Origin of the sequence: Actinoalloteichus caeruleus (assembly GCF_049311605.1) — a bacterium.
Lineage (GTDB): Bacteria > Actinomycetota > Actinomycetes > Mycobacteriales > Pseudonocardiaceae > Actinoalloteichus_B > Actinoalloteichus_B caeruleus.
In genome coordinates this window covers 407,412-420,540 of sequence record NZ_CP186005.1, presented here as the reverse complement: position 1 = coordinate 420,540, position 13,129 = coordinate 407,412, and the positions used below count along the sequence as shown (strand labels likewise).

9 protein-coding genes are annotated in these 13,129 nt (G+C 73.7%); 8 read left to right on the top strand and 1 reads right to left on the bottom strand.

Annotated elements, in window-relative coordinates; translation table 11 throughout:
* The first annotated feature begins 12 nt into the window (after nt 1–12).
* The 3 genes from ACOJVX_RS01900 (at nt 13) to ACOJVX_RS01890 (ending at nt 4,581) form a co-directional block, all read left to right on the top strand.
* Nucleotides 13–2,781 carry an AAA family ATPase gene (locus ACOJVX_RS01900; protein WP_422647196.1) on the top strand — a complete coding sequence of 923 codons (2,769 nt, stop codon included), beginning with the start codon at nt 13–15 and terminating at the stop codon, nt 2,779–2,781.
* Nucleotides 2,782–2,911: 130 nt separating this feature from the next.
* Nucleotides 2,912–4,057, top strand: a complete 1,146-nt coding sequence (locus ACOJVX_RS01895) for a quinone-dependent dihydroorotate dehydrogenase (RefSeq protein WP_422647195.1) — start codon at nt 2,912–2,914, stop codon at nt 4,055–4,057.
* Between the two features lie 131 nt (nt 4,058–4,188).
* The gene (locus ACOJVX_RS01890; RefSeq protein ID WP_026417549.1) at nt 4,189–4,581 is read left to right on the top strand and encodes a hypothetical protein; all 393 of its coding nucleotides are present in this window, start codon (nt 4,189–4,191) and stop codon (nt 4,579–4,581) included.
* A 113-nt stretch (nt 4,582–4,694) separates the two neighbouring features.
* On the opposite strand, the gene ACOJVX_RS01885 is transcribed toward ACOJVX_RS01890, so the two are convergent.
* Complete coding sequence (locus ACOJVX_RS01885; RefSeq protein WP_035274192.1) at nt 4,695–5,753, bottom strand: SIS domain-containing protein; 1,059 nt, start codon at nt 5,751–5,753, stop codon at nt 4,695–4,697.
* A gap of 341 nt (nt 5,754–6,094) precedes the next feature.
* Here ACOJVX_RS01885 and ACOJVX_RS01880 point away from each other — a divergent pair, with 341 nt between their 5' ends.
* The 5 genes from ACOJVX_RS01880 to ACOJVX_RS01860 all read left to right on the top strand — a co-directional run bounded on the left by ACOJVX_RS01880 (nt 6,095) and on the right by ACOJVX_RS01860 (nt 13,122).
* A complete protein-coding gene (locus ACOJVX_RS01880; protein ID WP_081715245.1) occupies nt 6,095–6,937 on the top strand; it encodes a GntR family transcriptional regulator in 843 nt (280 codons plus the stop codon).
* A 74-nt stretch (nt 6,938–7,011) separates the two neighbouring features.
* A complete protein-coding gene (locus ACOJVX_RS01875; protein WP_030105157.1) occupies nt 7,012–8,133 on the top strand; it encodes a hypothetical protein in 1,122 nt (373 codons plus the stop codon).
* Between the two features lie 1,225 nt (nt 8,134–9,358).
* Complete coding sequence (locus tag ACOJVX_RS01870; protein WP_030105156.1) at nt 9,359–10,507, top strand: S1 family peptidase; 1,149 nt, start codon at nt 9,359–9,361, stop codon at nt 10,505–10,507.
* A gap of 597 nt (nt 10,508–11,104) precedes the next feature.
* Entirely contained in the window at nt 11,105–12,247 is a 1,143-nt protein-coding gene (locus ACOJVX_RS01865; protein ID WP_026417553.1) for a S1 family peptidase, read from the top strand.
* Nucleotides 12,248–12,450: 203 nt separating this feature from the next.
* Entirely contained in the window at nt 12,451–13,122 is a 672-nt protein-coding gene (locus ACOJVX_RS01860) for a S1 family peptidase (protein WP_418153881.1), read from the top strand.
* The last annotated feature ends 7 nt before the right edge of the window (nt 13,123–13,129 follow it).

The window sequence follows — 13,129 nt, the reverse complement described above, 5'->3', positions numbered from 1 at the left end:
TAATCTGGTCGGGTGATCGCGCTGACCGCTCGGCTCTCCCCGTCCGCGCTGGACACCCGGAGGGGTGTCGTCCGGCTCCATCCCGAGGTCTTCGACGCGCTCGGCCTCACGGCGTGGGACGCCGTCCGACTCACCGGGAGTCGCGTGACCTCGGCCCTGGCCGCGGTCGCGACCGGGCGGGGAGCGGCGCCCGGCGTCATCCTCGTGGACGACCTGACCCTGTCGAACCTGGGCCTGGCCGAGGGAGCGGAGGTCGTCGTCGCGCCCGTCGAGGTCAGCGCGGCCCGATCCGTCACGGTCGCCGGGTCCCGCATGGCCGCCGCCTCCCTCCCACCGGAGACGCTCCGGCTGGCGTTGACGGGCAAGGTGCTCAGCGTGGGCGACACGGTCTCCCTCCTCCCGCAGGACGTCGCCCCGCCCTCCGGGGTGGACCTCAGCACCGCCCGTCGGAAGCTGTCCAACGCGATCGGCATCACCTGGACCAACGAACTGCTCACCGTCACGGCCACCGAGCCGGACGGTCCGGTGGCCGTCCAACCGTCCACCCAGCTCTCCTGGCGGGACGCGGCCCCGCTGCGGGACTCGACCGGGAGGGACTACTCCGCCGGCTCCCGCCCCTCGGGCGGGTTCGCGCCGTCCCCCGGTCCCACCCCGGCGGCGACCCCGGCGGGTGGCACCCCGACCACCGGAGCCTCCTCCCCCGGGGGCACGGTTCCCCGGACCTCGGACGCCGCCCGAACGGCCACCGGCACGACCGGGGCAACCACCGCTCCGGTCCGCCCCGAGGCACCGAGCGTCAGCGACCTGGTCGGCTCCGAGGACGCCGCCGCGCGGCTCACCGAGTGGCTCCGGCTCACCTTCGAACGCCCCGAGCTGCTCGAACGCCTGGGAGCGAACTCCCGGCTCGGCGTGCTGGTGGCCGGGCCGGCGGGAGTGGGCAAGGCGACCCTGGTGCGCGCGGTGACCCGTGCGGTCGACGCGGAGCTGGTCGAGGTGTCCGCGCCCAGCGTGGCGGCCCTGGAGGCGGGCACCGCGTCGCAGCGGGTGCACGACGCCGTCGCGGCCGCCTCCGCGCACGCCGCAGCCGGCCGGAACTGCGTCCTGCTCGTCACCGACATCGAGGCCCTGGTCCCCGGCGCGAACCCTCCTCCGCTGACCACCGTGGTCCTGGACGCGCTGCGCTCCAGCAGCCACCACGGCAGGCTCGCCATCGTGGGCACCACGGCCCAGCCGGAGGGGGTGGACCCCCGGCTGCGTGATCCGGAGCTGCTGGACCGTGAACTCGTCCTGGTCCCGCCGGACACCCGAACCCGCACCGAGGTGCTGCGGATGCTGCTGCGCAGCGTTCCGCTGTCCGACGACGTCGACCTCGGGGTGATCGCCGAGCGCACTCCCGGGTTCGTCACCGCCGACCTGCTCGCGTTGCGCCGGGAGGCGGCGGTCCGCGCGGCGCTGCGGCAGCCGCCGGAGCGGGAGGGGGCGGCCACGGACACCGCGACGGCACCGGTGGCCCCCCAGGCGGAGGCACCGGTGGAGGAGGTCGTGGACGGCGAGCTGCTCGCCGACCCGGTTGGCGAGACCCGTACCGCTCGGACCGCCGAAGGCGGTGACCTGGCGAGCGAGGTGGCCGACGCGATCACCGACGCGGAGGTCGTGGACGTGTCACCCCACGGGGAGACCCTGGCCCTGCCGGCGCCGGGCGGTGGCGGCGGGACCACGCGCCTTCCCGTGCCCCCCGACCAGGATGGCGGCGAGACGACCCGCTTCGCGGTACCACCCAGCCGGGATGACACCGTCGAGGTTCCGGCCGCACCTGCCGACCAGGCGACCACCGAGGAGCCGGCACCCGCGAGCCCGGAGGCCACCACCGCCGAGGAGGCCGGGCCCGGCTGGCCCAGCATCCGGCAGGGGGACCTGCTGGACGCGCTCTCCTCGGTCCGGCCGATCTCCATGTCCTCCTCCGACACGCTCCAGACCGGCGGGCTCACGCTGGACGACGTGGGGGACATGGCCGAGACGAAGCAGGCCCTCACCGAGGCGGTGCTGTGGCCGCTGCGCTACCCGGACTCCTTCGCCCGGCTCGGGGTCCGCCCGCCGCGCGGCGTCCTGCTCTACGGCCCACCCGGCTGCGGGAAGACCTTCCTCGTCCGCGCGCTCGCCGGCACCGGGCAGCTCAACGTGATGTCCGTCAAGGGCGCCGAGCTGCTGGACAAGTGGGTGGGCGAGTCGGAGCGGGCGGTGCGCGAACTCTTCGCCAGGGCCGCGGAGGCCGCGCCCACCCTCGTCTTCCTCGACGAGGTCGACGCCCTCGCCCCCCGCCGGGGCGGGTCGAGCGACAGCGGGGTGGCCGACCGGGTGGTCGCCGCCCTGCTCACGGAGTTGGACGGTGTCGAGCCGATGCGGGACGTGGTCATCCTCGCGGCGACGAACCGGCCCGAGCTGATCGACCCCGCCCTGCTGCGGCCGGGTCGCCTCGAGCGTCTGGTCTACGTCCCGCCGCCGGACGGTGAGGCCCGCGCCGCGATCCTGCGGTCGGCCAGCCGGAACACGCCCTTGGCCGACCAGGTCGACCTCGACGCGCTCGCCGCCGACCTCGACGGGTACTCGGCCGCCGACTGCGCCGCCCTGGTGCGGGAGGCCGCGTTGACCGCGATGCGGGAGAACCTGGAGGCCATCGAGGTCACCGCCGACCACCTGGCCGCCGCCCGGGAGTCGGTGCGCCCCTCACTGGACCCCGCGCAGCTCGCGGAACTGGAGGCCTACGCCGCCTCCCAGCGGTGACGAACCCGGTCCCAGGGGTGCGCGACCACCGCGTAGGTTGTCGGCAGACGCCGGCGCGTCGGCCGTTGGCGTGCCCGGCGGGCCGGCGGAAGCGGCGGCGCGCGCGGGATCGACCACTCTCGGGGAGACCATGTACCGACTGCTGTTCTCGCTGGTCCTGCGCCGCCTCCCGGCCGAGACCGCCCACCGGGTGAGCTTCGGGCTGCTCCGGGCCATCTGCGCCGTTCCCGGCGTGCGCGGTCTGCTCCGCGGATGGCTCGTGCCGCGCGATCCGGAGCTGCGCGTCCGGGCGCTGGGGATGGACCTCCCCAGCCCGCTGGGCCTCGCCGCCGGCTTCGACAAGGAGGGCACCGGAGCGGACGCGTTGGGGGCGCTCGGCTTCGGGTTCGTCGAGATCGGCACCATCACGGGGCAGCCGCAGCCCGGAAACCAGCAGCCGCGGTTGTTCCGACTGGTCGAGGACCGGGCCATCGTCAACCGGATGGGCTTCAACAACCACGGAGCCGCCGCCACCGCGAGGGCGCTGACCACCCGGCCCCGGTCGGGGCGGGTGGGCCTCGGGGTGAACATTGGCAAGACGAAGGTGGTGCCGGAGGCCGAGGCGGTCGCCGACTACCGACGCGGCGCCGAGCTGCTCGCCCGGCACGCCGACTACGTGGTGGTCAACGTCAGCTCCCCGAACACTCCCGGCCTGCGGAACCTCCAGGCGGTGGAGCTGCTGCGGCCGCTGCTCACCGAGGTGCGGGCCGCCCTCGACGAGGTGGTCGCCCACCGCGTGCCGCTCCTCGTGAAGATCGCGCCCGACCTGGCCGACGAGGATGTCGACGCGGTGGCCGACCTGGCGTTGGAGCTCGGCCTGGACGGGGTGATCGCCACCAACACCACCACTGGGCGCGCTGGCCTGCGCAGCGGGGACGCCGAGGTGGCCGCCGTCGGCGCCGGCGGGCTGTCCGGAGCCCCGTTGCGGGAGCGGTCGCTGGCCGTCCTGCGGCGGTTGCGGGCCAGGGTCGGCGACCGGGTCCTGCTGGTCTCGGTGGGCGGTGTCGAGTCCGCGGAGGACGTCTGGATCCGGATCCGCGCCGGCGCCACCCTGGTCCAGGCGTACACCGGATTCATCTACGGTGGGCCGTTCTGGCCCAGGGCCGTGCACCGTGACCTGGCCCGGCGGGTGCGCCAGGCCGGGCTGCGGACGGTCGCGGAGGCGGTGGGGCTGGACGCTCCGAGCACCTCCCCCGACCGGGACGACCGGCGGCGGGACGGTTCGTCCCCCGGATGATCCTCGGTGGCGAGGTGGGCGGCGGCGCGTCGGCGAGGGCGATCCACCGCCCCCGCACCCGAGGGGCCGCCCGCCCGGGGTGGGGTGAATAGGATCACCTGGACGGTTTCCGGTTCCGACGAGGAGTGGCGATGCCAGGCACCCCGGCCAACCCCGGCAGCAACCGAGCCCAGCGCCAGATCCTGGCCTTCGCGTTGGCGGTGACCTCGGGCGCCGTCGCCGTGGGCTCGGTGTGGCTCCAGCTCGCGCTGGACAGGTCGGTGCTCGGGGTGACGACGGTCGCCGTGCTGGTGACCATCGCGTTGTTCCACTGGGTCCGGTCGGCCGCCCCGGTGGGGATCGTCTTCGGCCTGCTCGGAACGGTGACCCTCGTCTTCGGCAACGGGGTCGCCGTTCTCGACCACGGCCTGTCGGTGGCGTTGGTGGTGCTGGCCGGGCTGGTCAGCGCGCTACCGGTGCCACTCGCGTGGCAGCTGCGCCAGCGCACCCCCGACGGTGACGATGTGGGAGCGGTCCCCGCCTGAGTTCCTCGGGCCGCGCGATTCCCCGAGGAGGCCGCACCCGCGCACGACCACCCCCCGGCGGCGTCGCCAGCTCGACGTGCCCCAGCCGTCCCCGGCCGTCCGCGCCGGAGTGGTCAGCGCGTCCTGGTCACCTTGTTCAGCCCCCGGGGCCGGTCCGGGTCGACTCCCCGGGCCCTGGCGAGTTCCAGGGCGAGCAGCTGCGCCGGGAGCACCTCCAGCACCGGGGCGACCTCCTCGGGAGTAGCCGGCAGGGCCACCCCCACGTCGGGTGCGGCGGACGCCGAGGCGGATCCGATCGCGGCGACGAAGGGGCCTCGTTCCCGCACCGCCTCCAGGGTCTCCAGGGTCGACGTGCCGCCCGGGCCGACGCTGGTGACGGCGAGGAGCGCGGTGTCGGCGTCGACGGCGGCGACCGGTCCGTGTAACAGGTCGGCGGCGCTGTAGGCGCGGGTCAGCAGGTAACTGGTCTCGGCGAGTTTGAGCGCCGCCTCACCCGCCGTCGCCGAGGAGTAGCCGCGACCGACGGTGAGCAGCCGGTCCGCGAAGCGCAGTCGCGAGGCGAGGTCCACGACCGGCGCGGCGGCCCCAGCCAACGCCTCGTCCGCCAGGTCCCCCAGCGGCTCCGCCCGTTCGCCGTGACCGCCTCGCAGGGCGTCGACGAGCAGGTACAGGGCCAGCAGGGTCGCGGTGTAGGTCTTGGTGGCGGCAACCGCCCGTTCCGCGCCCGCCCGGACGGACAGGGCCGCGTCGGTGACCGACACCAGGTCCGACCCTTCCGTGTTGGTCACCGCGACGGTCAACGCGCCCTGGTCGCGCGCGGTCGCGGCGACCTCGACGAGGTCCGGGGAACCACCGCTCTGGCTGACGGTGACCAGCAGGACGTCGCGCAGGTCCTGCCGAGCTCCGTAGAGGGTGGTGGTCGAGGGCGAGACGAGGCCGGCGGGCAGACCGAGCAGCGTCTCCACGAGGTACTTGCCGTAGAGGGCCGCGTGGTCGCTGGACCCCCTCGCGGCGAACAGCACGAACCGGGGACGTCGCCGGGTGATGTCCCCGGCGAGGGCCCGGATCTCCGGTCCGGCCGCCAGGAGCGTTCGGAAGACCGCCGGCTGCGCCGCGATCTCGTCCGCCATCAGGGAACCGGCCGTGGTGGCCGACGCCGCTTCCGCCTTCATACCGCCTCGTTCCGCCGGGTCAGCCGCCCCGGCCACTCAGGGCGGCCGTCGCCAACCGGGTTCGGGCACACCGGTCCGACGCCCGCAGTGGTCCAGACCAACACTACCCACCGGGGCCCGCCGTCCACCGCCGCCGACCGGGCGAGTGCCCGGCACCGGCCACCGGAGCGGGAGGCGGCGGGACCCCTCCTCGGCCTGGTCGGGCCGCCTTCGACGGCCCCGTGCCGGGGATCGCGCGGGCGGAGGAAGATCGGAGTCACCCTGTGACAACGTGGGAACCGAGGGAACGGCTCGGCATCCTGGAGAGCACAGGCAGGCCGGACGTCACCGAGGAGGAGGCCATGCTCGACGCCACACCGCCGTGCGGGGAAAGCGGGAGCCGGACCGGGCACACCCGGGAGCCCAAGTACTGGGGGCTCAAACGGCACCTGCTCGAGCTGCTCCGGTCGATGCCCGCCGGAACGCCCATCCCCACCGAGAGATCGCTCGCGACCGAGTTCGGCCTGTCCAGGACGACGGTCCGCCAGGCGCTCGCCGATCTCACGGTCGAGGGGCGTCTCCTCCGGATCCAGGGCAAGGGGACCTTCGCGGCGGAGCCGAAGGTGGCCCAGCGCTTGCAGCTCTCCTCCTACACCGAGGACATGCTCGCCCAGGGCATGCGACCGCAGTCCCGGCTGCTCGCGGCCGAGGAACACCCGGCGGAGACGGAGCTGGCCAGGCTGTTGGACGTCCGGCCGGGCGCCAAGCTGCTCCGGCTGAAACGCCTGCGGCTCGCCGACGGCGAACCGATGGCCATCGAGACCACCCATCTCCCCCTGGGCCGTTTCCGGGGCCTGCGCCGCTGCCTGAGCGAGGGCGACTCGCTCTACCAGGTGCTGCGGAACCGGTTCGACGTCCGCTTCGGCCACGCCACGGAGACGATCGAGACCGCCCTCGCGGCGCCCGAGGAGGCCGAGTTACTCGGGGCGGACGTGGGCCTCCCGATGCTGTTGCTCTGCCGGCACTCCTTCGACGCCGAAGGCCACCCCGTCGAGTGGGTGCGCTCCCTCTACCGGGGGGACAGGTACAAGTTCGTCACGACCATCAACCCGCCCGACGGGGCTGGCGGACTCGCGCCCGGGAACCGGGACGACACCCCAGTTAGCCCAAGTGGGCGATATCACCATCCGCCAACCGGGGGATAAATCGGCACGTCTTCCTCGTTGTCATCCCGAGGCCCGGGTGGGGCCGGAAACGGAGCGCGACCACGAGGGGACCCATGCGCGAGCAGCACGACCAGGAGCTCACGACCCGACTGGCGCGCCAGGGCGGCTCCCCGGCTGAGGACGGGGAACCGGCGGAGCGGCGGGGCGCGTTCGGGCTGTCCGGTGCCCAGATCACGGCCGGCGCGCTGGCCGCGGTGACCTCGGCGGTGCTGGGCTCCCAGCTCGGGGTGGCTGGCACCGTGGCCGGAGCAGCCGTCGCCAGCGTGGTGTCGACGGTCGGTGGCGCGGTCTACCAGCGCTACCTCGAACGGACCGCCGAGACCGTTCGGGCGACCGCCGCCAGGGCCCCGCTCGGTCGACGCCGGCAACGCACCGCCGGCCGAGCCGTCGGCGACGGGCGGACAGGCCCGGTCGCCAGCCCGTCCCACCCGGTCGGTCCCCGCTCGGCGACCGAACCGACCACGCGGCTGACCGTGCCGCACCCGAGCCCCGGGGCACCGACCGCCCGGCTGGCGGGCCCTCCGCCGCGCGACGCCGGCCCGCCCGACACGCCGATCCGAGGCGAGGCGAGCGCTCGGCCGCCCGACACGGAGCTCCTCGGGCAGGGCGTCGGCGGGCACCGGGACGCGGACAGCACGGCCCTCCTGCCGACATCGGCCGGGACGAACCGCCTGCCGACCGACGGACCAGGGGAGAAGCCCCCTCGTCGGCGACGTCCCACCCGGATGATCGTGGCTGGCGGGGTGCTGTCCTTCCTCCTCGCGATGGCGGCCATCGTCGGCGTCGAGCTCGTACGGGGCGAATCCCTCTCCGGCGGTTCGACCGGAACGTCGATCAGCGGCATCCTCGGCGGTGAACCCCTCTTCCGCCGGGACGACGTGCCCCCGCCGGCCGAGCAGGACCCGCCAGCGGGCGGGGCGGACGTCGTCGACCCGCCGAACCCGGCCCCTCCCGCCGGGACCGGGACCACTGGTGCACCCGAGGTTCCCACCACGTCCGGCGAGGAACCCGGGCGGGAACCGGCCGGGAACGAGCCGTCCGAGACCGAGCCGCCGCCCACGACCACGGAGGCACCGGCCGAGGACGAGCCGGAAGGGGCGGGGGAACAGGAGGACGACCAGGAGCCGGCGCCGGGAGCGCGGCTGGAGATCCCGGGCCGGGTCCCGGCCACCTGAGTCCCGCACGAGCCGACTTCCTGGGTGGACCGTTCCTTCCCCCACGGGCCCCAGGTGGCGAGTTCAACGACCCGCCAGCTCGTCGGCGATCCGCCGGTGGCCGTCCTGCCGTTCCAGGACGGCCCGGCCCCGGGTACCCGCAGCCGGTGCGGGGTGGTGCCGGCGTCCACCGGTTCCTCCTCCCTGACCAGCGCCTCCAGTGCGGCACCCGTGGCACGCGCCTGGTCGCGCGGCGCGCGCCACCGCCCGGGTCAGCCAGGCCGCGGCGGCCTCCGCCGGAGTCCTGTTCCGCCCGGGCCGCTCATCGGCCCGAGCACCGCGTTGGAGCGACAGCCGCACCACGGCCGGGGAGCCGCGCTCCACTGCGGCGAGCAGCGCTCCACTGCGGCGAGCAGCGCGCCGTTCCCGTTCCCGTCCACATCGGGGGTCGGGGTCCGCGTCGACGGCGGGCCGAGGCGACCGCCTCCACCCGCCCCTGGGATGCCGCCGAGAAGATCGGCCGAGGGTCCACTCCCCTTGCTCCCCCGTCCGGAGCCCCACCCGGCGTCGAGCAGCGCGGCCACGGTCGCGTCGGGCCCCAGCCGGCGGCGCACCACGCGTTCTCGCCGTCCTCGTCCGCCAGGCCAGGTCCACATGGCACGGTTCGGCCGCCCGGTACGCGTCCCGCTCAGGACGGCCGCCGTCATCCCTCCGCCACGTTCTCGGTCATCCACCACCAGTAGCGCCCCCGTGGGGCCTTCCGGGGATTCGCCCGATATCGCCACGGAGAAGGCGCGAGACCATGCGCGTGATTGGTAGGTCACTTCCCGTCCGTGCGGTAAGCGATGCCGGTAACTCACCAACTTGACCACGCACACGTTCACCACTGTGTGCACTAGATCAACACGAGGGGTTACGAAAACGGCGCGTCTATCCGCCGTCCAGTCGCTTCTTTGACTCCGAATGATGGCTTCCGGACAGCAGTAACGGCTTAATAACGTCTAGCTACCGGATGGTAATCATCCGTAATGGTCTGAAGTGGAATCGACAGGGAAGGGCGACCGAGCACACAGCGGCGCGGCGTCCGGACAGTCGTCCTCCGCCAGGCGCGAGTCGATGAGACCGCTGATCCCCTCGACCGGGGTTCCCACGACCCCGGTCCGCTACGAGTTGAGACCCGCGGGCGGGCCCCTGCCAAGAAACCGCCCGCGGGGTGTCCCTGCACTCGTGAACAAGGAGACATCTAGTGAATCGGAGAATCGCGGCGCGCGTTACCGGAGCGGTCGTGCTGGCCGCCGGAACGACCGTTGGCCTCACCCTCCCCGCCACCGCCGACCAGGAGGCCCCGGCCCCGGTCAGCGCCGACCAGGAGGTCCTGCTCGCCATGCAGCGGGACCTCGGCCTCGACGCCGCCGAAGCCGAACTCCGCCTGGCCCAGGAAGCGGCCGCGGCGACCGCGGAGGAGACCCTGACCCGCACGTTGGACGGCGTCTTCGCCGGCGCCGTCTTCGACGCCGAGCGGGGCGCGCTCGTCGTGGCCGTCACCGACGAGGCGGAGGCGAGCGCGGTGCGGGCCGCCGGTGCGGTGCCTCGCGTGGTGGAGCACACCCTCGTCGAGCTGGAGTCGGTGAAGTCGGCCATCGACCAGACCGCGACCAGCCAGGGCGCCCCCGCCGGGGTGAGCAGCTGGGCGGTCGACGTCGAGACCAACTCCGTCGTCGTCACCGTGGACCCGGAGCTGCGGGACGCCGAGGTGGACGCCTTCCTCGACCGGGCGGCCAGCGACGGCACCGTCCGGGTCGTCGAGGAGGCCAACTCCACGCCGGTCCCCTTCGCCGACATCGTCGGCGGTGACGCCTACTACCCGGGCGCCTCGCGCTGTTCCGTCGGGTTCTCAGTGGACGGCGGGTTCGTCACCGCCGGCCACTGCGGCACCGTCGGCACCAGCACCTCCGGGGTGAACCAGCAGTCGCAGGGCACCGTCGCCGGCTCGATCTTCCCGGGCAGTGACATGGGCTGGGTGGAGACCAACTCCAGCTGGACGCCGACCGCGGCGGTCAACGACTACGACGGCGGCACCGTCGCCGTCAGCGGTTCCTCCGAAGCCGCGATCGGCGCCTCGGTCTGCCGTTCCGGCTCCACCACCGGCTGGCACTGCGGCACCATCGAGGCCAAGGGCGTCACCGTCAACTACCAGGAGGGCGCCGTCCACGAGATGACCCAGACCAGCGCCTGCGCCGAACCCGGCGACTCCGGTGGTTCCTGGCTGAGCGGTAGCCAGGCCCAGGGCGTCACCTCCGGTGGCTCCGGCAACTGCACCCTGGGGGGCACCACCTTCTTCCAGCCGCTGAACCCGATCCTCTCCGAGTTCGGGCTGAGCCTGACCACCTCCTGATCCCGAGCGGCCCAGTCGCGGGTTTCTGACAAAAACTGTTCGGTTCGCCAACGGGCGGCCTCCTCCGATCGGGGGAGGCCGCCCGTTGACGTGCGTGCCGCACGCGGGACCGGGCGGAACGGGTGCTCGGCATCCGGTCCAGAACCAACCCCCGTTCGGACCATGACTCGTTCACCGGACAACGACCGAAACAGCGGTACGACAGCGGAACGCCATTACGGGACGTGAGCGCCGGTCCGACGACTGTGACGGTTTTTCCCCGATTGGCGGATATCCGTAACACGATCCTGAGCCAAGACTTTCACTCCAACGGGGGCCTGGATGAACCGGCGGCGACGCCGGTGTGAACGGAGAGGACCCAGTTGTTCACGTCGGACACCCACTGACGACGCCGTCCAGGTCCACAACCGAGCTCACCTCTCACCGCCACAGCCGAACCGCGGAAACCCATGAGCCAGGGCTGTTGGTGCCCAGCCCAGTCGCGCCGACCGGCACGGCCCAGTCCACCTCGGACGAGGCACCTCCGGGGCGGGGCCTCTCGCCAGACCCACTCCCCTCCCCGGATATCCCTGCACCCCTACAAGGGAGACGCGAAACATGAGGAACAGATCCTTGGCCCGCATCGCCGGTGCCCTGGTCGCGGCCGCCGGCACGGCCACCGCGCTGGCCCTGCCAGCCGGCGCGGACACCCCGGAAGGACCCGACGCCACCGTGGCCTCGCCGGAGATGCTCTCGGCGATGCAGCGGGACCTCGGCCTGACCGAGCAGGAGGCACTCACGAGGGTCGCGGTGGAGGCCACCGCCGTCGAGACCGAGGAGGAGCTGCGCGCGAGCCTGGGTTCGTCGTTCGGCGGGGCCCACTTCGACGGGGACACCAACACCCTCGTCGTCGGCGTGACCACCGCCGAGAAGGCCGACGAGGTTCGCGCCGCAGGGGCGACCCCGGAGGTCGTGGCCTACAGCGCCGACAGCCTGGACGGCGTGGTGTCGACCCTGAACGAGACCACCGAGGTGCCCGACGGCGTCACCGGCTGGTACGTGGACACCGCCGACAACACCGTCGTGGTGACCACCGCCCTGGGCAGCGGCGAGGCGGCGGCGGACTTCGTCGCCGACTCCGGGGTCAACGCCGACGCGGTGACCGTGGTGGAGAGCACCGAGCAGCCCCGGACCCTCTACGACATCATCGGCGGCGACGCCTACTACTTCGGTGGCTCCCGTTGCTCGGTCGGCTTCTCCGTGTCGGTCGGCTACGTGACCGCGGGCCACTGCGGTGGGGTCGGTACCGCGACCCAGGGCTACAACCGCGTCTCCTCCGGCCAGGTCGCCGGCTCGGTCTTCCCGGGCAGCGACATGGGTTACGTCCGGACCAACGCCAACTGGACCCCGCGTCCCCTGGTGAACCGCTACAGCGGCAACACCACCGTCACCGTCAGCGGCTCCACCGAGGCCGCCGTCGGCGCCTCCATCTGCCGGTCCGGCTCCACCACCGGCTGGCGCTGCGGCACCGTCCAGGCCAAGAACCAGACCGTCTTCTACGCCCAGGGCGCGGTCAGCGGCCTGACCAGGACCAACGCCTGCGCCGAGGGCGGTGACTCCGGTGGTTCCTGGCTGAGCGGCAGCCAGGCCCAGGGCGTCACCTCCGGTGGCTCCGGCAACTGCACCTGGGGCGGCACCACCTACTTCCAGCCGCTCAACCCGATCCTCTCCCGCTGGGGCCTGTCCCTGACCAGGGGCTGATCCGGGCACTCCTCCGCACTCGTGAACACGGGCCGCCCATCCCGACCGGATGGGCGGCCCGTCCCGTCGGAACACCCGCCGCCCCGGCGCGGCGCGCGCCACTGATCGACCCCGGGTGCGTGGCTGCCCAGCACCGCCCGAACGCGGACCGGGGGAACGCACTCCCCCACGCCACCGAGCAGGACCACCCCCAGGGAGCAGCCATGAGAGGAACTTTCCGCGCACTGGTCACCGGAGCGGCCGTCGTGGCGGCGCTGCTCGCCGCCAGCGGCGGCGTGACGGCGGCGCCGTCCCCCTCCGCCGGCACCGGCGGTGAGATCCGCGGCGGGGACGCCTTCCTGGTCGACACCGGCCGCTGCGTCGTGGGCTTCACCGTGACCGAGGGCTTCGTCGCGACGAGCCGGTGCGGCCCGGTGGGAGGTGAGGTGCGCACCACCGGAGGCGAACTCGTCGGCGTGGTCCGGGGCAGCACGTACCCCGTCCCCGGTGGTGCCTGGGTGGAGACCACCGACGCGTGGACCCTGAGCCCGAGCGTCGGTCGCGCCGGCGGCGGCACAGCGGTCCTCGGTTCGACCCGGGTCCCGGTGGGTGGCGCCGTCTGCGCCACCACCTCGACCGCGGGCTGGCGGTGCGGGAACGTGCTGGCCCACGACCAGTCGGTGGCGTTCCCGGAGGGCACCGTCTCCGGTCTCACGAGGACGACGCTGTGCTCCGACCGCGGCCGTGACGAGGGGACGCCGGTCGTCAGCGGCAACCAGGCCCAGGGCGTGCTCCTGCTCGCGAGTGGACCGTGCCCCGGCGGCGGGGGAAGCGACCACGTCCTGCCGGTCAACCCCCTGCTGGCCTCCTGGGGTCTCACGCTGCGCACCGCCTGACCAAGCC